The following is a 20,642-nucleotide window of genomic DNA, read 5'->3' on the forward strand; positions in this document are numbered from 1 at the left end:
AGCGTCGGCGTCACCGCAGGTAGCTGCAGAACCGGTACCGCAGACCTGTTGCGCTGGTGAGCCACTCGCCCTTGATCACCGACCACTGGTGGTCGAGTTCCGGAGCGGCGGCGTCCCCGTCGCATGGCGGTAGGTCGAGGTCGATCTCGGTGACTTCGCACCGGTCGGCTTTCGGCAGTGCCAGCTGGTAGATCTGCGCGCCGCCGATCACCCAGGTCTCGGCATCGGTCAGCGCCGCGTCCAGGGAGCCGACCACTTCGGCCCCGTCAGCGCGGTAGTGCGGCTGGCGGGTCACCACCACGTTGGGGCGCCCGGGCAGCGGCCGCACCGAGGCCGGCAGCGACTCCCAGGTCAGCCGACCCATCACCACCCGGTGTCCCAGGGTGAGCGCCTTGAAACGCGCCTGGTCCTCCGGCAGCCGCCACGGTATGCCGCCGTCCCGGCCGATGACGCCGGAGACGGACTGCGCCCAGATCAGAGCAAGCGTCATATGGCCACGGGCGCTTTGATCGCCGGGTGTGGATCGTAGCCGTGGATCTCGATGTCGTCGTAGGTGTAGTCGAAGATGGAATCACGTTCCGCCAGAACCAGTTTCGGGTAAGAGCGCGGCTCCCGAGACAGCTGCTCGCGCACCTGGTCAACGTGGTTGTCGTAGATGTGGCAGTCGCCGCCGGTCCAGATGAACTCGCCGACGCCCAGCCCGGCCTGCGCGGCCATCATGTGGGTGAGCAGTGCGTAGCTGGCGATGTTGAACGGCACCCCGAGGAACAGATCGGCGCTGCGCTGGTAGAGCTGGCAGGACAGTTTCTGGTCGGCGACGTAGAACTGGAACAGCGCGTGGCAGGGGGCCAGCGCCATCTCGCTCAGTTCACCGACGTTCCAGGCCGAGACGATGATCCGGCGGGAATCGGGGTCGGTGCGCAGCAACTCCACCGCGGCCGCGATCTGGTCGATCCGTTCTCCCGACGGGGTGGGCCACGATCGCCATTGCACTCCATAGACCGGGCCCAGATCGCCGGTGGGGCTGGCCCACTCGTCCCAGATGGTGACACCGTGCTCGTTGAGCCACTCGATGTTGGAATCGCCGCGCAGGAACCACAGCAGCTCATAGATCACCGACTTGACGTGCACCTTCTTGGTGGTGATCAACGGGAATCCGGCGGCCAGGTCGTAGCGCACCTGGTGACCGAACAGGCTGCGGGTTCCGGTGCCGGTGCGGTCCGCCTTGGGAGTTCCGCTCTCGAGCACCAACCGCAGCAGATCCTCGTACGGTGTGGCGATCGGCACGCGCCTAGCTTAGCGGGGAGGGCAAGCACGGCGAAGCCACGCGCCGCTGTAGGGCCCGCGCACATGGCGGAGTACAACAGAGGCCATGCCGATGATCACCGACACCGTTGCCACGCCCGACGGCGACTGCCCTGTGCGCCTGTTCACCCCGGAGGGGTCCGGGCCCTGGCCGGGCGTCGTGATGTATCCGGACGCCGGCGGGGTCCGCGCGACCTTCGACGACATGGCCGCCGAGCTGGCCGGCATGGGCTACGCGGTGCTGCTGCCCGACGTGTACTACCGAAACGCCGGCTGGGCACCGTTCGACATGGCGACGGTGTTCGCCGATGCCGGCGAGCGCAGCCGGCTGTTCTCGATGATCGGCACGGTGACCCCCGAGCGGATGGCCACCGACGCGCAGGCGTTCTTCGACTACCTGGACGCCCGGCCGGAGGTGCGGGGGCACAGGTTCGGGGTGTGCGGTTACTGCATGGGCGGACGCACGTCGCTGGTGGTCGCCGGCCGGGTGCCCGATCGGGTCGCCGCGGCGGCCTCGTTCCACGGCGGCGGCCTGGTGACCGACGACGCCGACAGCCCACACCTGCTGGCCGACCGGATGACCGGCACGGTCTATGTGGCAGGCGCGGAGAACGACGCCGGGTTCACCCCGGAGCACGCCGTGACGCTGGACGAGGCGCTGAGCGCCGCGGGCGTGACCCACACCGTCGAGATCTACCCGGCCGCGCACGGCTTCGCCGTCCCCGACAACGCGCCGTATGACGCCGACGCCGCGGCTCGCCACTGGGCGGCGATGCGCGAGGTGTTCGGCGGGGCACTCGGCGGTTAGCGAGCCTCGACGCAGGAGAGGCGAAGCTGGTTAAAGATCCACCAGTTCGGCGTCCCTGGTCTCGTGCATCGCCAGCAGCGCCGCAAAGGAGCACGCGGCCACCGTCGCCAGATAGCCGCCCACCCAGGCCACGCCATGGCTGGTGACCAGCCAGGTGGTGATGAACGGCGCCACCGCCGCTCCCAGGATGCTCGCCGCGTTGTAGGCCACACCCGACCCGGTGTAGCGGACGTTGGTGGGGAACAGCTCCGGCAGCACCGCACTCATCGGACCGAAGACCAATCCCATCAGGGTCATACCGACGATGAGGAAGGCCAGCATCGTGCCGGTGGAGGCGGCCGGGTTCAGGAACGCGCCGAAAGTGGCCCCGTACACCATGATTCCGGCGGTGAAGATCAGCAGCAGGGAGCGCCGGCCGAAGCGGTCGGCCAGCCTTCCCACGATGGGCAGCACACAGACGAAGAACACCACGGCGATCAGCTGAAGTCCGAGGAAGTCGGCGTAGCCGTAGCCCAGCCCAAAACCCTCGGGTGGGCGTTTGGCGGTGCCGTAACTCAAGCTCCACGTCGTGACGGTGTAGAAGAGCGTGTAGGGCACGACCATCACCAAGGTGCCGATGACCAATTGGCGCCAGCTGCCGCGCAGCAGCGCCGCGATGGGGGCCTTCACCGGCGTCCCCGCGGCGACTGCCTGCGCGAAGACCGGGGTTTCGGTCAGCCGCAGCCGGACATACAAGCCGACGGCCACCATGACGGCGCTCAGCAGGAACGGGATGCGCCAGCCCCAGGCCAGAAATGCCCCGGGACCGTCCGCGCCGGCGGTGACCGGTCCCGACCACCGGAACAGGATCAGGAAAATCATGGTGGCGAGCAGATATCCCAGCGGCGCACCCAGCTGCGGCCAGATTCCCGCCGTCGCCCGCCGGCCCGGTTTGGCGGTCTCGGTGGCCAGCAAGGCCGCCCCGCTCCATTCACCGCCGATCGCCAGCCCCTGGCTGAACCGCAGCACGGCCAGCAGCACGGGGGCGAGCAGACCGATCTGGTGATAGGTCGGCAGCACGCCGATCAAAAACGTGGCGATACCCATCAGCAACAGCGAGGCGACCAGAGTCGACTTCCGGCCCAGGCGATCACCGAAATGGCCGAACAGGATCGAGCCCAGCGGGCGCGCCACGAATGCCAGGCCGAACGTGGCCAACGAGGCCAGCAGCGCGGCCGTGGAGTCGCCCTGCGGGAAGAACAGGTGCGGAAAGACGGTGACGGCTGCGGCCGCATAAATGTAGAAGTCGTAGAACTCGATGGTGGTGCCGACCATCGCCGCCACCGCGATGCGCCGGCGCGGAACGCCGGCGACGACGTCGGGCTCCGCGGCGCCCACGGTGCCACGGGGCGCTCCGCCGGCACGATAGGCCGTGCTCACCTCAGATGCCCGCCTCATCGGCGACTCCGCACGCCCGGTCCACCAGCGCGTCGATCCACGCGGTGATCGGCGTGCCGGCGGCGGCTTTGTTGGCCGGGTTGTCCAACACCCGCCGCACGATTCCTTCGGCGATGATCGCGACTTTCCACAGGCCAAGAGCATGCCAGTACTGCAGCGTCCCCGCGTCACGCCCGGTCAATTCCAGATAGACCCGGGCCAGCTCCGCCCGGTCCGGGAAGCCCTCGAGCGTGCTGATGACGAAGTCCCCGGCGGTCTGCTCCTCGCCGGCTTCGGGCCAGTACGCGAGCAGACTTCCCATGTCCGCCAGCGGATCTCCGAGGGTGGACAACTCCCAGTCCAGCACCGCGATCACCTGGCCGTTGCCGGGGTCGGTGATCACGTTGCGCAGGTGGAAGTCTCCGTGGACCAGGGTCAGCTCCTGCTGCTGCGGCACGGCGGCGGTCAGTCGCCGGGTCAGCTCGTCGAGTGCGGGCAGTTCTCGCGTCTTGGACTTCTCCCACTGCCCGGCCCAGCGTTTGAGCTGACGCTGGGCGTACGGCTTGTGGCTGGCCAGATCCTCGAGGCCCACCGCGGCGATGTCGACGGCGTGGATCCTGGCCAGCGTCTTGGGCATGGACAGCCCGATCTGCCGGCGCCGCTGCGGGGACAACGACTCTCCCACCGACATCCGGTCGACCACCACCCCCTCGATGTACTCCATCAGCAGCAGCGGCGTGCCTTCGCCGTCATGGGTCAGCCCGTAGACCCGCGGCGTGGGGACATCGGTGTCGCCCAGCGCGGCAAGGATTCGCGCTTCCCGTGCCACATCGTGCGCCGATGCCAGCAGCGTCCCCACCGGCGGGCGGCGCAGCACCCAGTCGTGACCGGCGCTGTCGGAGACCCGATAGGTCAGGTTCGACTGCCCGATCCCGATTCTCTCGAAGGTCAGCGGGCCCCGGACGGGCAGGCCCAGTCCGGCGATCCAGGTCGCCGCAGCGGCCGGATCGATTCCCAGTGGTTCTTCGACCACTCAGCCCTCCCGGAAACCCGTTGCGTCACCGAGGATCTGGCCACCATCGATGACGAGTGTCTGCCCGGTGATCCAGCTGGCCGCATCTGAGACCAGAAACATCACCGCGTCGGCGACGTCGACGGGCTCACCGATGCGGCCCAGCGGCATGGTGGCGGCCAGGTCCTGCTCGTGTTCCTTCCACAGCACCTCGGCCAGTCTGGTGCGCACCACACCCGGACAGATGGCGTTCACCCGGATTCCGGGGGACAGTTCCAGCGCGAGCTGCTTGGTGATGTGGATCAGGGCCGCCTTGGTGGCGTTGTACATGCCCATCAGCGGCGCGTGGCTCATTCCGCCGATCGATGCCGTGTTGACCACCACGCCGCCGTTGTCGCCCATCCACGCCTTGACCGCGCAGGAGGTCCACAGCAGCGGTCCCCACAGGTTGACGTCGAAGATCTTGGCGAACCGGGCGTGGTCCTGCTCGATCAGCGGCCCGAACGCCGGATTGGTACCGGCGTTGTTGACCAGGATGTCGACGCTGCCGAACCGTTGCAGGGTGAGCTCGACGCAGCGGCGGGCCGCGTCGCCGTCGGCGACATGGGCGGCCACACCCAGCGCGGCGCCGTTGACCTGGGCCGCTGCGGCGTCAGCGCTGTCCTGGGTGCGCGAGGTCAACACCACGTTGGCACCCGCCTCGGCCAGTCGCTGTCCGATCGCCAGCCCGATCCCCCGCGACGCACCGGTGATGATGGCGGTGCGTCCGTGGAGATCCGGTGTGGTCACCGGGGATCCTCGCGGTACTTGCGCAGTTCCTGACGAGCGATGGCGCGCTTGTGCACCTCGTCGGGGCCGTCGGCCAGCCGTAAGGTGCGCAGGTGCGCCCAGAAACCGGCCAGCGGGAAGTCCTCGGTGACCCCGCCGGCACCGTGCACCTGAATGGCCCGGTCGACGATCTTGAGCGCGATATTGGGCGCTGCCACCTTGATCGCCGCGATCTCTACCTGCGCCGCCTTGTTGCCGACGGTGTCCATCAGGTAGGCGGTCTTGAGCGTCAGGAGCCGGACCATCTCGATGTCGATACGGGCCTCGGCGATCCAGTCGCGAATGTTGGCGTTGTCGGCGACCGGCCGGCCGAAGGTCACCCGGGACTGCGCGCGCTTGCACAACAGCTCCAGAGCACGCTCAGCCATGCCGATCGCCCGCATGCAGTGGTGGATCCGGCCGGGTCCGAGCCGCGCCTGGGCGATCGCGAACCCCTCTCCCTCGCCCTTGAGCACGTCCTTGGCAGGCACCCGAACGTCTTTGAAGTCGATTTCGGCGTGGCCTTCGCGATCCTGGTAGCCGAAGACCGTCACGCCGCGCCGGATGGTGACTCCCGGGGCGTCGATGGGAACCACCATCATCGACTGCTGGCGGTGGGTGGCGGTGTCCGGGTCGGTCTTGCCCATCACGATCATCACCTTGCAGTTCTGATGCAAAGCATTGGAGGCAAACCACTTCCGTCCGTTGAGCAGGTAGCCGTCACCGTCGCGCACCATGGACAGCTGGACGTTGGTGGCATCCGAGCTGGCCACCTGCGGCTCGGTCATCGCGAAAGCCGACCGGATGGTGCCCTCCAACAACGGCTTGAGGTAGCGCTCTTTGTGTTCGTCGCTGCCGAACAGCGTGAACACCTCCATATTGCCGGTGTCGGGGGCGCTGCAGTTGCAGGCCTCCGGAGCCAGATGCGGACTGCGTCCCATGATCTCGGCCAGGGGTGCGTATTCCAGATTGGTCAGGCCCGGCCCCCATTCGGGGTGGGGGTGAAACAGGTTCCACAGGCCGCGCGCGCGGGCCTGTGCTTTGAGTTCTTCGATGATCTGGGGCTGGAAGTGCGGGTCGCCGGATTCGGCCATCTGCGTCTCGTACACCGGCTCGGCCGGGTAGACGCACTCGTCCATGAACTCCAGCAGGTTGTCGCGGTATTTCGTTGCGCGTTCTGACATTTCAAACAGGGACATACCAGCTCCTCATCTAGGACACTTCGGGGTCGAGCAGGCCCCGCTGGTAGCGGCGCATTCCGCGCAACCAGCGGTCGTAGTCGGCGGCCTTGTGCCGGAACATCTCCAGCACGGCCGGGTGCGGCAGGATAAGGAACCGCTCGTCGTCGATGGCGGCCAGCACCTGTGCGGCCACGTCGGCGGGTTCGAGTACCTCGCCCGCGGCCGTGACCGCGCGGGTGGCCAGCTCACCCAGCGGGTCACCGGAGTGCTCACCGGCGTAGAGCAACTTGGTGTTGACGCCCATGGGGCACAGGCAGCTGACCCGCACACCCTTGTCGCCGTAGGTGATGTTGAGCCATTCGGCGAAGCCGACAGCCGCATGCTTGGTGACCGAGTAGGCGGCCCCGCCCAATTGGGTGAGCAGGCCGGCCGCCGAGGCGGTGGCGACGAAGTATCCCTGTCCGCGGTCCACCCAGCCCGGAACCAGCAGCTGAGCCGCCCGGATATGGGAGCGCAGATTGACGTCGATCGCCACATCCCAGTCGGCGTCGCCCGCCAGGCCGGTCGCACCGACGATTCCGGCGTTGGCGAAGTAGAGGTCGACCGGGCCGTAGGTCTGTTCGGCCAGGGCGATCAGTTCCCGGATGGTCTCGGTGTCCGACACGTCGCCGCCGCGAGCGATGGCGGCACCGGGGTGCGCGCTGTTGATCTCGTCGGCCACCGCGCGCGCGGCGTCGTCGTCGAGGTCGGCCACGACCACCTTTGCCCCGGCGTCGGCCAGCGCCGCGGCCAGGGCTCCCCCGATGCCGCCACCGCCCCCGGTGACGATCGCGATTCGGTCGGCAACCTTCATCGGCAGCATCCCCGTTCTTCTGTTCGCACCAGCAATGACATTAGATGAATCCGATCTCAGGTTCGATTGGTGGATGTGCGGAATTGCAGGGCGTTCGCCCACAGCCGCGTCACGGTGGCGACCAGGGCCTCGAAATCGGTGCCCGCGCCCCCGGCGCCGTCTTCACTCACGAATGTGGCGTAGGCCAGCCGACTCACCATCCCCGACAGTGCCCGCGAGGCCAGCAGCGGATCGACGTCGGCGCCGGCGATCCCCCGCGCCTGCAGGTCGGCGATTCCGGCGGCGTTGCGCGCAATGAACCCATCGGCCCGCCGCGCCCGGAAGGCCCGAAACTTCGGGTCGATCTGCGCCACTTGCTCAAGTAGTCCCATCAGCTGGGCATTGCGCCGATAAGCCTCCAAGTAGGCGCGATTACTGGCCTCCAACACGGCGTAGGGGTCATCGGAATCGCTGACCCGGCCCATGCCCGGGTGCATCATGTCCTGCTGCGACTGTTCGAGGACCGCCGCGAAGATCTCCTCTTTGTTGGCGAAGTAGGTGTAGAACGACCCCGTCGCACAACCTGCGGCCTTGGTGATGTCGATCAGCTTGGCGTCGAGATAGCCGTCGCGCTCGAAGACCTTGCGGGCCGCGGCGACCAGCGCCGCCCGGGTCCGCGCCCCACGCACCGTCGCCGGTAACTGGCGTGCCGGCACGGGGTCCACCCGGGCAGATTAACTGAATTCGATGTCAACTTCATCCAGTTCCTCGGGGCAGGTTGCGAAATCTCCCAGCATCGCCTCTGCCTCCGGTTCGGGTAGCGACTCCACCCCGCGCAGCTTGCGTTCGATGGCGCGGGTGCGAATCCCCGCTGAGTCGATGGTGTTGCGGGCGGTGTCGAGCTGCTTGCGCGTCTTCTCCAGTACCGCGGCGAACTTTCCGAACTCGGTCTTGACCGCTCCGAGGACCTGCCAGACCTCGCTGCTGCGCTGCTCGATCGCCAGGGTGCGAAAGCCCATCCGCAGGCTGTTGAGCAGCGCGGCCAACGTCGTCGGCCCGGCCAGGGTGACTTTGTACTTGGACTGGATGCGCTCGAACAGCCCCGGTTGCCGCAGCACCTCGGCATACAGGCTCTCGGTGGCCAGGAACAGGATGGCGAAATCCGTGGTGTGCGGCGGAGACAGGTACTTGTCGCAGATGTCGCCGGCCTCAGCTTCGATCCGCCGGACCAGCGCCTGGCGGGCGGCGGCCTCCCCGGCGGAGTCGGCGTGTTCCTGCGCTTCGAGCAGGCGTTCGAAGTCCTCCCGCGGAAACTTGGCGTCAATGGGCAACAGCACCTCACCGGCACCGGCGGCACCGGGCAGTCGGATGGCGAACTCCACGCGGGCGTTCGAGCCCGGAACGGTGTTGACATTGGTGGCGTACTGCTCGGGCGTCAGAGTTTCAGCCAACAGCGCGGCCAACTGCGTCTCCCCGAAGATGCCCCGGGTCTTGACGTTGGTCAGGACCCGCTTGAGATCGCCGACGCCGGTGGCCAGGGTCTGCATCTCACCCAATCCGCGCTGCACCGCCTCCAGCCGCTCCGAGATCTGGGTGAAGGACTGCGCCAGGCGAGTCTCCAGGGTGGCCTGCAGCTTCTCGTCCACCGTGGCGCGCATCTTCTCCAGCTGCGTGGTGTTCTCGGCCTGCAGGCTCCGGAGCTGCCGGTCCAGGGTGGCGCCCAGTTTGTCCTGGGTGCCCTGCAAACTCGCCCCGAAGCGGTGCAGCGTCAGCTGCCACTGATGGAACGCCTGGGCGAGTTCGGCCCGCCCCGCATGCTGCTCTTCGCGCAACGTGCGCTCCACCCGTTCACTGTCGCCGCGCAGCGCGGCGAGCTGTTCGGGCGTGATCGCCCCGCCTCCCGGGCGCACGAGCACCACCACCTGCAGGATGACCGCCAGCAGCGCCAGTGAGGTGAGGAGGATCAGCAGTGCTGTGTCCATGCCGGAAAGGTAGCGCGGGCCACCGACACTCCGGGCCGCGCGGGCTCGGCGGTTACCGCAGGGGTGGCCCCCATCGCACCTGCTCGCGCAGCTGCGCCTTGAGCAGTTTGCCGCTGGCCGTGCGCGGCAGGGGCTCACTGACCACCGTGACGTATTGCGGCACCTTGAAGTCGGCCAGCCGGCCGCGGCAGTAGTCGACCACCGCCGCCACGTCGATCGGGCCCTGGTCCCCGAGCAGCACCGCGCCGACCTTCTCCCCCATCACCTCGTCAGGCACCGCGAGCACGCAGGCGTCGGCCACGCCGGGCGCAGACATCAGTGCGGCTTCTACCTCGACGCTGGAGACGTTCTCCCCGCCGCGGTTGATGATGTCTTTGAGTCGGTCGATGATGTGCACGCGGCCGGCGTCGTCCACCCGCACCACATCGCCGGTGTGCAGCCACCCGTCGACGATCGTGGCGGCGGTGGCGTCGGGCCGGTTCCAGTAGCCGCGCATCACATTCGCACCGCGCACCACCAGTTCACCGGTAACGGTTTCGCTGGAATCGTTCAAGGGGATCACGCCGATATCGCCCGAGGGGACGGCGTAACCGACCGAGTCCGCGTGCGCCACCGCGTCGAAGTCCGGCAGCACCGTCATCAGCGATGCCGTCTCAGTCATGCCGTAGCCGTTGAACACCGTTGCCGCTGTGAACGCATCGCGCAGCGACCGCACCAGCGCCGGCGCCGTCGGCGCACCCCCGTAACCGACCCACCGCACGCCACTGGTGTCGGCCGCCGTGAAGTCGGGGTTCCGCAACAGCAGGGCGTAGATCGCGGGCACGGTCACCATGGACGAGATCCGTTGCTCGCCAAGCGTGGCGATCAACTCCGGAAGGTTCAGAGCCGGCATGATGACCGCCGCCCCGCCGGTGTAGGCGGCGACCAGCAGTTGAGAGTTGCAACCGGTCACATGAAACAGCGGGACGGAGATCAGGGTGCGAAACTCCTCGCCCAGCGCCCGGGACTGACCCAGGACACGCACCATGTTCTCGGCGTTGGTCAAAAAAGCTTCGTGGGTGGTGGGCACGCCTTTGGGGCTGCCGGTGGTTCCGGAGGTGTAGAACAGCGCCGCGGTGTCGGCCGCCTCGAGCCCGTCGACCACGTACGGCTGTCCATCGGGCAGAGCGGTGCCGGGTGCGAGATCGACCCGGACGCCGGCGTCGGCGAGCATGAAGTCGACTTCCGGTGCGGCCGAGCGGGTGTTGACGGCCACCGGTATTCCACCGGCCATCAGCGTTCCCCAGAACGCCAGCACCCAGTCCAGTCCCGCCGGGTAGCGCAACGCGACCCGGTCACCACGGTTGAGCCCGTCGGCCCGCAGCCCGCCGGCCACCCGCGCGGCCCGCTGCCACAACTGCCGGTAGGTCAGCCGGCCGCCCCCGAGTTCGACGACGGCCTCGCTGTGCGGCCGCTGCTCGGCCTGCTCGGCCAGCAGCTCGACCAACGAGGTGGGCAGCCGCTCGTAGTGCGCGACGCCGTTGCGGTCATGGACCACTCCGGTCGTCGGAAAAGGATTGTGCCGCCGCGGTATTCCGATGATCCCGATCATGAACGGGCCGTCATCGCCGCCGCAGCCGGATCTGCACCACCGCCCGCAGGGTCCCGCGCACCGCGTAGATCGCCGACAGGACGCACGCGATGATCAGCACGATGAACATCGGCAGCCAGTTGCCGCGGTCGTGGTTGACGTGCCACCAGACGTAAGCGAACAACACCGAGGAGACGAACAGGACCAGGTCGCGCCAGTTGCCCTGATAGGAGAACGCCGCGGCTCGCAGCGCCCGCGTCTGGTCGGACGCGGCGACCAGATCGTCGATGCGCTCGCCGATGACGCGCTGCACCTCCGCGCGGCGCGCAGTATCCTCCCGCGGGATCCGGTCGAGCAGGTCGAGGTCTTGCTTGATCAGGCTGCGCATATCCGGGCCCCTGAGCTGCCCGGCCGCCGCTGTCAGCAGGGCGCCGCCGAAAACCGGTGCCGCGCCCAGCGCCGTACTCAGCAGTGTGGGCATCGTTGCACCGTTCCTTTCCGTGACGTCCCGGCCACCCTACGACCTCACGCGAGAATTACCGTGCCATCGGGCGCAATCCGCCAGCCGGGATTGTGGGCGATCTCCCAGATCAGCCCGTTGGGATCTTGGACGTGCGCATGGAAGACGCCGCCGAACTGGCCGGCCTGCGGCGGCTTGAGCACCACTGCGCCCGCCTCGGCCATGGCGTCGGTCAGTGCCGTCACCGCTTCGGGACTCCCGACGTTGTGCGCGACAGTCACCCCGCCGACCCGGCCATGGCCACCGGCAAGCCCGAGGTCTTCGTTGAACTTCTCGGCCGCGAAAAAGCCCAGCACCTGTCCGGGCGCAGACTGATAGAAGACGATCTCCCCCTCGACGTCGAGCAGGGGGTTCCAGCCCAGCGCGGCGTAGAAACTCCGGGTCGCGTGCAGGTCGGTTGCCGCGATGGTGACGAAATGCACCCGTTGTTCCATCCGGCCAGCCTAGAGTGGCCCGCGCGGGTCAGCTCTTGAACGGCAACACCTTGTTGAGCTGGTCGGGTTGCTTGCGCAGGCTGCACCGGCATACTGCGACCAACACCGGCAGGGTGCGGCTAGTCTGCTCGACAACACGACGTGACGAGAAGGGGTCGACAGTGAAGCGCTACCTCAGCGGAGGTTTGGCCACCGCGCTGGCTGCCGCCGGGCTGACAGCCGGTTGGCTGATCGCGTCGGCGCCGCCGGCTCAGGCAGGGTGCCAGGACAACCCGCTGCTGTTCTTCTCCACCGCCCAGAAGTGCGATGGCCCGATCCAACCCGACGGCAGCTGGCAGCGCTGCGTCATCTACTACTACGAGCCGCCGAAATCACCGCCATCCCAGCAAGATTGCCACTCGATGGGGCCGGGCCGGGATTATCCCTTTCACTCGTTCTACGAGCCGGTAACCCACATCGACCCGTAGCGGGGCTCACTGCGTCAACGTCGCGGCCACCGTCGCGCCCAGTTCCCAACACGCTTCCAGCTCAGGCTTTCCCGGCTTTCCCGACACCACGACCGAGTCGGCCGCTTTGACCCATCCCAGTCCCGTCGTGATGGCGTCGACAGCCCGTTCGGCACCCTCGGTTCCTTCGTTGCCGTGCAGGTACAGGCCGTACGGCCGACCGCGGGTCGAGTCCAGGATCGGGTAGTAACAGACGTCGAAGGCGTGCTTGAGCGCGCCGCTGATGTAGCCGAGGTTGGCGGGGCTGCCCAGCAGGTAGCCGTCGGCGGCCAGCATGTCGGTGGGCGACACCTCCAGCGCGGCGCGGCGCACCACCTGCACGCCCTCGATCTCAGGGGCGGTGGCCCCGGCCAGCACCGCCTCGAACATGGCCTGACAGTGCGGCGACGGCGTGTGGTGCACCAGCAGGAGCGTCTTGCTCACCGCTTCTCCTGCATCGCGACCGCGGTCTTCATCGCCTCCCGGGCGCGACGGCGGTCCCCGGCGAACTCGTAGGCCCGGGCCAATCGGTACCAGCGCCGCCAATTGTCGGGGTCGGCGTCGAGTTCGGCGCGCACCGTGTGGAACAGAGCGTCGGCGGCCTCTCGTTCGAAGCGACCCGAGGGCCGTCGCGGCAAAACGCTGGGGTCCAGATCCATGCCGTCCTCGGCGATCAACCGGGACAGTCGCTGGACGGCGAATCCGTCGCGCAGGGTTGCGACCATCGCCCACAGCCCCAGCACCGGCATGATCAGCAGCGCCAGGCCCAGCCCGATCGCCGTCTTGGAATCGGAGGTGATCAGCAACACCGCGATCCGGCCCAGGAACACCAGATACATCAGCAGCGCCACGCACATGAACGCGACGAGCACCTTCACCCGGGCGGCCGGCGACACCTTCATCACAACTACTTCAGGTCGAGCAGGGGCTCGATGCCGATGGTGAGTCCGGGGAATTCAGCGATCCGGCGCACCGCCAGCAGCACCCCGGGAACGAACGAGGTCCGGTCAATGCTGTCGTGCCGGATGGTCAGCGTCTCGCCAAGGGTGCCGAACAGGACTTCCTGATGGGCGACCAGACCGGCCAGCCGGACCGAGTGCACCGGCACGCCGTCGACGTCTGCGCCGCGGGCACCGGGCAGGCCGGTGCTGGTGGCGTCGGGGTTGGGCGGCAGCCCTTTTCGGGCCTGCGCGATCAGCTGAGCCGTACGGGTCGCGGTGCCCGACGGTGCGTCGGCCTTCTGCGGGTGGTGCAGTTCGATGACCTCCACCGACTCGAAGAATTTCGCGGCCTGGGCCGCGAAATGCATCGACAGTACCGCGCCGATGGCGAAATTCGGTGCGATCAGTACCGCAGCCCCGGGCTTGGCGGCCAGCCAGGAGCGCACCTGGCCGAGCCGCTCCTCGGTGAACCCGGTGGTGCCGACTACGGCATGAATACCGTTGTCGATCAAGAACTTCAGGTTGTCCATCACCACATCGGGATGGGTGAAGTCGATCACCACCTCGGTGCCGCCATCGGTCAACAGGCTCAGTGGATCACCGGCGTCGACCTTGGCGGACAGGGTCAGATCTTCGGCGGCTTCCACCGCCGCCACCATTGTGGCGCCGACTTTGCCCCTGGCGCCCAGCACTGCTACCCGCATGGCTGCCACCCTAGTGGTGATCGCAAGCGCGGCGAAGCCGGGCGTAGCGGGTCACCACCATCAGCACCGGTGATCGCAAGCGCGGCGAAGCCGGGCGCAGCGGGCCACCACCATCAGGACACTTCCCTCCGGGGCTGCCCGGATGCGCCAGCATCTGCCAGCCGTTCGGCCACGAAACTGACCATCAGGGCAAACGCGGCCCGGCTGTCGGGCAGAAAGGGGAACAGCGCCGGGAAGGCGTGCAGCTCGCGGGCCCACACCTCGAGGCGGCTGGACCGGCCCGCCCGCTGCAGCGCGTCGTGCAGCCGCTCGGCGTCGCACCGCAGGATCTCCGACTCGGCCGCGATCAACAGCGCCGGGGGCATGGTCTGCAGCGGACCGTTGATCGGGGACAGCTCATGCCGCAGGGTCGCCGAGGGACACACCAGATCGATGATGTCGGGCAGCACCGCCGGGATTCCGAACGCGTCTGCGGTTCGGTTCGAATGCGTGCTGCGAGCGATGCCGTCCAGTTCCAGCAGCGCCGAGATCCCGATCACCCCGGCTGGGGCGGGCAAGCCGCGCTGCTGGCTGCTCAGCGCGGTCGCAAAAGCCAGGAAACCCCCGGCGGAGTCGCCGGCCAGCACCGTCTTGGCGGGGTCGGCACCCATGTCGAGCAGCCACCGGTAGGCGCTGACGCAGTCGTCCACCGACCCGTCCACGGTCACCTGGGGGTACTGCCGGTAGTCGACGTGCACCACCGGCAGCCCGGTACGCCGGGCGAGCTTGACCGCCACATGCAGGTGGGTGTCCAAGCCGCCGGTGACGAACCCGCCACCGTGGAAATACAAGATCGCGCCGCCGCCGAATGCCGCGTCGAGCGGCCGGGCGCGATCGATGCGCCGCACCACCTCGACGGGGACACCGGCCGCGGCAGCACGGGTGAATCCCACCCCAAAGAACGGCCGGACCCGCTGCAACCGGGCCAGGGTGTTGATCCGGCGCCCCATCGTGGGGGTCCGCTCGGCAAGCGCGCCGCTGCCGCCGCGCAGCACCAGGCGGCGCACCAGCCGCGGAGTGATGGCGTTGGCGACCGCATAGATGAGCTTCGCGGCAAGACTGGCGGGGTGAACGGGACCTGCCTGGAGCATCCGCGCAGTCTAGAGGGATGTCTGCCCGGGCGCGCGGTGAATGTGGCAAAGCGCGCCGCCGGCTCACGCCGTGGGGGCTCAGGCGTCGATGATGATCCGTCCCCCGTGGGACCGCGAAACGCAGACCAGCATTTCGTCGTCGCCCTCTGCGGTGCGTCCGCGCCGGTCGACATCGCCGGCGATCACCCTGACCTTGCAGGTGCCGCAGAATCCCTGCCGGCAGGAGCAGGCGGTTGTCGGGTCGGCGTCGAGCATCACCTCCAGCGCCGAGCGGTCTGCGGGGATCGTCAGCACCCGGCGGGACCGGGCCAGCTCCAACTCGAACGGCGCCCCATCGACCACCGGCGGCGGGCTGAACCGCTCGTAATGCAGCGGCGCGTCGGCATGGCTGTTGCGCGTGACCCGCACCGCCTCGAGCATCGCGCTGGGACCGCAGACGTACACCGAGGTCTGCGGACCGGCGCCGGCCAGCAGCTCGTCGGTGCTGGCGAGGCGTCCGTGCTCGTCGTCGGCCCATACCGTGACCCGCTCGGGGTCGACCGCCAGCACCTCGTCGAGAAACGGCATGTCGGCCCGGCTGCGGCCGGCATAGACCGCGCGCCAGTCGGTTCCGCGGTGGGCGGCCTCGCGGAGCATCGGCAGCATCGGGGTCACCCCGATCCCGCCGATGATGAAGAGCACATCGCTTTCACCGGTTCCCAGGTAGAAGGCATTGCGCGGCCCCTCGAACAGCAACGTGTCGCCCTCCGCGTAAGCCTGGTGCATCTCGACCGAGCCACCGCCCCCGTCGTCGAGCCGGCGGACCGCGATGCGGTAATCGGTGCGGCGCCCCGGCGGGCCGCACAAGGAGTACTGCCGGCGGCGGCCGGACGGCAGCTGCACGTCGATGTGGCCCCCCGGCGTCCAGTGCGGCAACAGTCCGCCGTCGGGGTCGGCCAGGGTGAGGGCAAGCACGTCGCGGGTCACCATCTCCCGCTTGGTGACCACGGCCGTGATGGTCCGTGACACCGGCGCAACCTGGGCCGGCTTCCAGCGTGACAGGGATGTCGCTCCGCTGAGCAGCGTGATTCCGGCCCACAGCGCGTTGAACACCCGATCGTGCTTCCGGCGGCCGTAGAGGTCGGCGGGCCGTGACTCCCAGATCTGCGGTGCCATCTCAGGCCTGCCGTGCGTCATCACCGGACGTGGCCGCAGCGCCGGCCACGCCGAGCTGAATCCACTCGTCGGTGAGCCGGGCGATCACGCCGGGACGATCGATCACCACCCAGTGGCCGCCGTCGATGTCGACCACCCGGTGCACCGCCGGGATGGATCCGGTGAAACGTTGCAGGGCCGGGCTGACGAACACGTCCAGGCGTGGCGCGAGTACCTGGACCGCGACATCGGTGACGGGCAACGGCGCCGCCGGCTTCAGAAACGGTCCCGGCATGTTCGCGCGGTACAGGTTCAGTCCGTTGACGTAGTCGTTTTCGCCACGGGGCATGGCAGGCTGCGGATTGCCGGAGCGACCGATGCGGTCCAGCCAACCCAGGACCCGCACACCCAGCCCGGAGCGGAACGCCGCCTCGGGGACGCGGGGGGTCAAGAACAGCCAGATGTAGCTCGATTCCAGCAGCTGCCGGAACACGTCGGCAAGGGTGCGCAGGTTGCGCGCCGAGCGCAGGAACCGTCCGGCGTAGTCCAGGTGCGGACCCGAAATCGACGTGTAGGAGCCGACTTTGGCAGCGACGGTCGGGGCGGTGACAGCGGCCCACCCCTGGATCGAACCCCAGTCGTGGCCCAGTAAGTGGACCTGGTCGATACCGTGGCCGCCCAGGTGCTCGATCACCGCCGCGACGTCGTTGACCAGCTGCGGGAAGCGGTAGCCGGACTTCTCCCCCGGCGACGACGACTCCCCCGCGCCGCGTACGTCGTAGGCGACGACGTTGTAGCGGCCCGGATACTGCTCGATGAGCTCGCCTGCCACCCCGTCCCAGACGTGGTGATTGTCCGGGTAGCCGTGGATCGCCAGGATGGTCGCCCGCTGCGGGTCCAAGTCGGTGTAGGCGTGCACCGCCAGCCTGACTCCGTCAGGTGACGTCACAGTGGTCGTGGTCGGGTTGGTCATCGACTGCACTCCTCGTGGTTCGCCGCGCTGCGGTCAGTGTGTGGCGCGGGCGGCAGGTGATACGGCCAAGTAGTTCACGGCTTTCTCCACCCCACCGAGTTGCGCCGGGTGGAAACCCGGACGGTAGTAGGAGGCGATGGCCGGCAGGAACTCCCACGGCGAGGGCACCAGCCCGCGGCGCGCCGCGACGAACCAATCCCGCCAACGCGGCCTGGTCCCGGGCGGCAACAGCGGGTCGGCCTTGTACATGTAGCGCAGGCCGCGCACCCACATCATCAGCATCAGCGGCGTGACGGCAAGTTGGGTGCGGACCTGACGCAGGAATCCGGCCCGCAGGTGCTTCATCACGTCGAAGGCAACCGCCTTGTGTTCGACCTCTTCGGCGCCATGCCAGCGCAACATGTCCAGCATCACCGGGTGCACCCCGATCGCATCGAGTGCAGGGCTGTCGAGAATCCACTCGCCGAGAATGGCCGTGTAGTGCTCCACTGCGGCCACCAGAGCCACCCGCTCCAGCAACCAGCGCTGCTGGCGGCGCTCACCCCAGTGCGGCCGATCCCCGAGCAGCTTGCCGAACAGCCAGGCCATCTGGGCGGTGAACGGTGCCATGTCGACGCCGCGGGCCGCCAGGTGGTCCACGACCGCGGCGTGCGCCTGAGAGTGAGTGGCCTCCTGGCCGATGAAGCCCTGCACGTCCAGCCGAAGCTGATCGTCCTTGATCAGTGGCAGCGCCTGTTTGAACACTTCGACGAAGAACTCCTCGCCGGCAGGCAGTAGCAGGTGCAGCACATCGCAGAAGTGGGTGACGAACGGCTCGCCGGGCACGTAGTGCACAGGCAGCTCGGACCAGTCGAATCCGACGTCACGGGCCTGCAGCACGATGCGTTCGTGGTCCAGCCCTGCACCGGGCGCGTGCGGGCCCGCTGCGGTGTCGTCAACGCTGAGCATCCAGACCTCCCTTTTGGACAAATATACGGTGAATGTCAAGCAGGAGGCGGCCCGCGCAGACCCGGGCCTGGGAGCCCTAGACGTTGAGGGCCGCTGCGGTCGTCTCTGTTACGTGCTGATTACCAAGTGAGCGCACCGTTACGGCGCGGTTACATTGTCGGGCTCCCGTTTAAAAAGCTGTTAACCAGCTTGAACTCCAAGGCTCTCGCCAGGAAACGTCACAGGGCGTCACCAGCCGACCGTTCCGGGGCGGCCGAATAACGAGGAGAAGCTCAGTGACTTTTGTCACCGCACATACCGAGGAACTCAGGACAGCAGCCGACAGCCTCAGCGCTGCGGGCCTCGCGCTCGCAGCCCAGAACGCGGCGGCTCAAGTCCCGACGACCGGCGTGGTTCCCCCGTCCGCCGATGAGGTTTCGGCAACGACCGCCGCACGTTTTGCCGCGCACGCGCTGATGTACCAGCAGATCAGCTCGCAGGCGACGGCGATTCACGAGATGTTTGTGGCAACGCTTGCCGCCAGCAGCGACTCGTATGCCGCTGCCGAAGCCGCCAACGTGCTCGCAGCCGGTTGACGGTAGGAGGCAATGGCAATGGATTTCGCGATGCTTCCGCCGGAGATCAACTCCGGACGCATGTACGCCGGCCCGGGCGCCGGGTCACTGTTGGCGGCTGCGGCGGCCTGGGATGAACTGGGTGCCGAACTGCACACCACCGCAGCCAACTACCAGTCGGTGATCTCCGGCCTCACCAGCGGCGCCTGGCAGGGCGTCTCCTCGACACGCATGGCTGCGGCGGCCGCGCCGTACATCACGTGGCTCAGCGCCACCGGCGCACAGGCCGAGCAGACCGGCGCGCAGGCCAAGGCCGCGGCTACTGCACACGCGACCGCGTTCGCGATGACGGTGCCGCCTGCTGTTATCGCGGCCAACAGGGCACAGCTGGCCGCGCTGGTGGCGACCAACTTCTTCGGTCAGAACACCCCGGCGATCGCGGCCACCGAAGCCCAGTACGCCGAGATGTGGGCACAGGATGCCACCGCGATGTTCAGCTACGCGGTGGCCGCCGAGATCGCTTCGCAGGTAGCGCCGTTCGGCCCGCCCCCGCAGACCGCCAATCCGGGCGGAATGGCGGCGCAAGAAGCTGCGGCTGCCCAGGGACTTGGCCAAGGTGCAGCGCAAGCCGCGGTCAACGGGGTGATGGAGGCGTTGCCGGGCGCGGCACAATCGGCAATTCCCCCGGTTATCGGCGACATTCTCGCCGATCTCGGGGCGTTGGGCGTCACTCCGGTAGGAACTGCCCTGACCGTGGCCATCATCGCGGCCTTCATACCCGAGTACCTCATTGCGGGCGCCGCGCTTCCGTCGCCGTTCGGCTTGGGAGATGCGTCACCGATGTCCATCGCGGCAGGTGTACCTCTCGGTCTGGCCCCCACGTTGGCGGCACCTGCGTCGGCCGGCCTGGCCTCGGCCACGTCGGCCTCGGTCGGCAGCGCGCAATCGGTCAGCGGGCTGTCCGTTCCCAAAGCCTGGGCGACCGCGGCTCCCGAGATGCGCCTGGCGGCAGCGGAGGTCGAGGCCGCCAACGTGGTGGCCGCCGAGGGTGTGGGCGGCGGAATGTTCGGCGGGATGCCGCTGTTCGGCGGGGCGCCGCTGATGGCGATGGGCGGGCGCGGCGCCAACTCGCAATACCGCGAAAACAAGTCTGTCGAGGAGGCAAAGCGAAAGGCCGTCAAGGGACGGCGTTCCACGATGTGGTGAGCCGAACCCGGCTGCACCGATTTCACCTTGAGGAGAGCAAATCATGACTTCACGTTTTATGACCGACCCGGACGCGATGCGTGCGATGGCCGGCCGGTTCGATGTGCACGCGCAGACCGTTGAGGACGAGGCTCGCCGGATGTGGGCGTCGTCGACCAACATCTCCGGTGCCGGCTGGGGTGGTCTGGCGGAGCGGACGTCGTTGGACACCATGGGTCAGATGCAGACCGCGTTCCGCAACATCGTGACCATGTTGCACAGCGTGCGCGACGGCTTGATCCGCGACGCCAACCACTACGAGCAGCAGGAAGCTGCGTCCCAGCAGATCCTGTCGGGCAGCTAGAGCGAGCTAGAGCGAAAAGGGGAACACGCAGATGTCGATTAACTACCAGTTCGGTGATGTGGATGCCCACGGTGCGTTGATTCGTGCCCAGGCGGCGTCGTTGGAGGCCGAGCACCAGGCGATCGTGCACGACGTGCTGACTGCCGGGGACTTCTGGGGCGGCGCCGGTTCGGTGGCCTGCCAGGAGTTCGTGACGCAGTTGGGCCGCAACTTCGCGGTCATCTACGAGCAGGCCAACTCCCACGGTCAGAAAGTCCAGACCGCCGGGAACAACATGGCCAACACCGACGCGTCGGTCGGCTCCAGCTGGGCCTGAGCCCCAGCGGAGCTGTGTAGCAATCCATTTCATCCCCCGAC

At 68.0% G+C, this 20,642-nt stretch carries 25 protein-coding genes; 6 read left to right on the forward strand and 19 right to left on the reverse strand.

All coding sequences use genetic code 11. The annotated features are described in order from the left end of the window. Nucleotides 1-10: 10 nt before the first annotated feature. Together G6N14_RS09740 and G6N14_RS09745 are read right to left on the reverse strand one after the other, a co-directional pair. Nucleotides 11-490 carry a dihydrofolate reductase gene (locus tag G6N14_RS09740; protein ID WP_085134489.1) on the reverse strand — a complete coding sequence of 160 codons (480 nt, stop codon included), beginning with the start codon at nt 488-490 and terminating at the stop codon, nt 11-13. Beyond that, nucleotides 487-1,287, reverse strand: coding sequence for a thymidylate synthase (locus G6N14_RS09745; protein ID WP_085134490.1), 801 nt, complete (start codon nt 1,285-1,287; stop codon nt 487-489). The genes G6N14_RS09740 and G6N14_RS09745 overlap by 4 nt, the downstream gene beginning before the upstream one ends. 85 nt (nt 1,288-1,372) lie before the next feature. Between G6N14_RS09745 and G6N14_RS09750 the strand changes: the two genes are divergently transcribed. Continuing rightward, on the forward strand, nt 1,373-2,113 hold the full coding sequence (locus tag G6N14_RS09750; protein ID WP_085134491.1) for a dienelactone hydrolase family protein: 741 nt from the start codon (nt 1,373-1,375) through the stop codon (nt 2,111-2,113). A 30-nt stretch (nt 2,114-2,143) separates the two neighbouring features. On the opposite strand, the gene G6N14_RS09755 is transcribed toward G6N14_RS09750, so the two are convergent. The 10 genes from G6N14_RS09755 to G6N14_RS09800 are packed head-to-tail and all read right to left on the reverse strand — an operon-like array spanning nt 2,144 to nt 11,867. Beyond that, on the reverse strand, nt 2,144-3,550 hold the full coding sequence (locus G6N14_RS09755) for an MFS transporter (RefSeq protein ID WP_085134492.1): 1,407 nt from the start codon (nt 3,548-3,550) through the stop codon (nt 2,144-2,146). Further along, a complete protein-coding gene (locus G6N14_RS09760; protein ID WP_085134493.1) occupies nt 3,534-4,562 on the reverse strand; it encodes a phosphotransferase family protein in 1,029 nt (342 codons plus the stop codon). The genes G6N14_RS09755 and G6N14_RS09760 overlap by 17 nt, the downstream gene beginning before the upstream one ends. Beyond that, nucleotides 4,563-5,330, reverse strand: coding sequence for an SDR family oxidoreductase (locus G6N14_RS09765; protein ID WP_085134494.1), 768 nt, complete (start codon nt 5,328-5,330; stop codon nt 4,563-4,565). It abuts the gene before it with no gap. Then, the gene (locus tag G6N14_RS09770; protein WP_085134495.1) at nt 5,327-6,547 is read right to left on the reverse strand and encodes an acyl-CoA dehydrogenase family protein; all 1,221 of its coding nucleotides are present in this window, start codon (nt 6,545-6,547) and stop codon (nt 5,327-5,329) included. The genes G6N14_RS09765 and G6N14_RS09770 overlap by 4 nt, the downstream gene beginning before the upstream one ends. A gap of 13 nt (nt 6,548-6,560) precedes the next feature. Next, complete coding sequence (locus tag G6N14_RS09775) at nt 6,561-7,382, reverse strand: SDR family oxidoreductase (protein WP_085134525.1); 822 nt, start codon at nt 7,380-7,382, stop codon at nt 6,561-6,563. A gap of 56 nt (nt 7,383-7,438) precedes the next feature. Beyond that, on the reverse strand, nt 7,439-8,086 hold the full coding sequence (locus tag G6N14_RS09780; RefSeq protein ID WP_085134496.1) for a TetR/AcrR family transcriptional regulator: 648 nt from the start codon (nt 8,084-8,086) through the stop codon (nt 7,439-7,441). Nucleotides 8,087-8,095: 9 nt separating this feature from the next. Continuing rightward, complete coding sequence (locus G6N14_RS09785) at nt 8,096-9,343, reverse strand: DNA recombination protein RmuC (protein ID WP_085134497.1); 1,248 nt, start codon at nt 9,341-9,343, stop codon at nt 8,096-8,098. A 52-nt stretch (nt 9,344-9,395) separates the two neighbouring features. Then, nucleotides 9,396-10,934, reverse strand: a complete 1,539-nt coding sequence (locus G6N14_RS09790; protein WP_179960825.1) for a class I adenylate-forming enzyme family protein — start codon at nt 10,932-10,934, stop codon at nt 9,396-9,398. Between the two features lie 10 nt (nt 10,935-10,944). Then, a complete protein-coding gene (locus G6N14_RS09795; RefSeq protein WP_085134498.1) occupies nt 10,945-11,394 on the reverse strand; it encodes a CPBP family intramembrane metalloprotease in 450 nt (149 codons plus the stop codon). 44 nt (nt 11,395-11,438) lie between these two features. Continuing rightward, complete coding sequence (locus G6N14_RS09800; RefSeq protein WP_085134499.1) at nt 11,439-11,867, reverse strand: VOC family protein; 429 nt, start codon at nt 11,865-11,867, stop codon at nt 11,439-11,441. Between the two features lie 161 nt (nt 11,868-12,028). On the opposite strand from G6N14_RS09800, the gene G6N14_RS09805 reads away from it, so the two are divergent. Next, entirely contained in the window at nt 12,029-12,334 is a 306-nt protein-coding gene (locus G6N14_RS09805) for a CDGP domain-containing protein (protein WP_085127407.1), read from the forward strand. A 6-nt stretch (nt 12,335-12,340) separates the two neighbouring features. Here the strand turns inward: G6N14_RS09805 and G6N14_RS09810 are convergent, their stop codons facing one another. The 7 genes from G6N14_RS09810 to G6N14_RS09840 form a co-directional block, all read right to left on the reverse strand. Beyond that, nucleotides 12,341-12,742, reverse strand: coding sequence for a flavodoxin family protein (locus G6N14_RS09810; protein ID WP_234808822.1), 402 nt, complete (start codon nt 12,740-12,742; stop codon nt 12,341-12,343). A 50-nt stretch (nt 12,743-12,792) separates the two neighbouring features. After that, the gene (locus tag G6N14_RS09815) at nt 12,793-13,254 is read right to left on the reverse strand and encodes a tetratricopeptide repeat protein (protein ID WP_109559714.1); all 462 of its coding nucleotides are present in this window, start codon (nt 13,252-13,254) and stop codon (nt 12,793-12,795) included. A gap of 5 nt (nt 13,255-13,259) precedes the next feature. Then, on the reverse strand, nt 13,260-13,997 hold the full coding sequence (gene dapB, locus G6N14_RS09820) for a 4-hydroxy-tetrahydrodipicolinate reductase (protein ID WP_085134501.1): 738 nt from the start codon (nt 13,995-13,997) through the stop codon (nt 13,260-13,262). A 113-nt stretch (nt 13,998-14,110) separates the two neighbouring features. Then, nucleotides 14,111-15,127, reverse strand: a complete 1,017-nt coding sequence (locus tag G6N14_RS09825; RefSeq protein ID WP_085134502.1) for an alpha/beta hydrolase — start codon at nt 15,125-15,127, stop codon at nt 14,111-14,113. 78 nt (nt 15,128-15,205) lie between these two features. After that, on the reverse strand, nt 15,206-16,282 hold the full coding sequence (locus G6N14_RS09830; protein ID WP_085134503.1) for a PDR/VanB family oxidoreductase: 1,077 nt from the start codon (nt 16,280-16,282) through the stop codon (nt 15,206-15,208). 1 nt (nt 16,283) lies between these two features. Beyond that, on the reverse strand, nt 16,284-17,234 hold the full coding sequence (locus tag G6N14_RS09835) for an alpha/beta fold hydrolase (protein ID WP_085134528.1): 951 nt from the start codon (nt 17,232-17,234) through the stop codon (nt 16,284-16,286). A 33-nt stretch (nt 17,235-17,267) separates the two neighbouring features. Continuing rightward, a complete protein-coding gene (locus G6N14_RS09840; RefSeq protein ID WP_085134504.1) occupies nt 17,268-18,182 on the reverse strand; it encodes a metal-dependent hydrolase in 915 nt (304 codons plus the stop codon). Nucleotides 18,183-18,457: 275 nt separating this feature from the next. Between G6N14_RS09840 and G6N14_RS09845 the strand changes: the two genes are divergently transcribed. The 4 genes from G6N14_RS09845 to G6N14_RS09860 are packed head-to-tail and all read left to right on the forward strand — an operon-like array spanning nt 18,458 to nt 20,601. After that, entirely contained in the window at nt 18,458-18,757 is a 300-nt protein-coding gene (locus G6N14_RS09845) for a PE family protein (protein ID WP_085134505.1), read from the forward strand. 18 nt (nt 18,758-18,775) lie between these two features. Further along, nucleotides 18,776-19,942: a PPE family protein gene (locus G6N14_RS09850; RefSeq protein ID WP_163787115.1), complete on the forward strand. Its 1,167-nt coding sequence runs from the start codon at nt 18,776-18,778 to the stop codon at nt 19,940-19,942. A 43-nt stretch (nt 19,943-19,985) separates the two neighbouring features. Further along, complete coding sequence (locus G6N14_RS09855; RefSeq protein ID WP_163787117.1) at nt 19,986-20,285, forward strand: WXG100 family type VII secretion target; 300 nt, start codon at nt 19,986-19,988, stop codon at nt 20,283-20,285. Between the two features lie 31 nt (nt 20,286-20,316). Continuing rightward, nucleotides 20,317-20,601, forward strand: a complete 285-nt coding sequence (locus G6N14_RS09860) for a WXG100 family type VII secretion target (protein WP_163787119.1) — start codon at nt 20,317-20,319, stop codon at nt 20,599-20,601. The last annotated feature ends 41 nt before the right edge of the window (nt 20,602-20,642 follow it).

Origin of the sequence: Mycolicibacter hiberniae (genome assembly GCF_010729485.1) — a bacterium.
In the GTDB taxonomy this organism is placed as follows: domain Bacteria; phylum Actinomycetota; class Actinomycetes; order Mycobacteriales; family Mycobacteriaceae; genus Mycobacterium; species Mycobacterium hiberniae.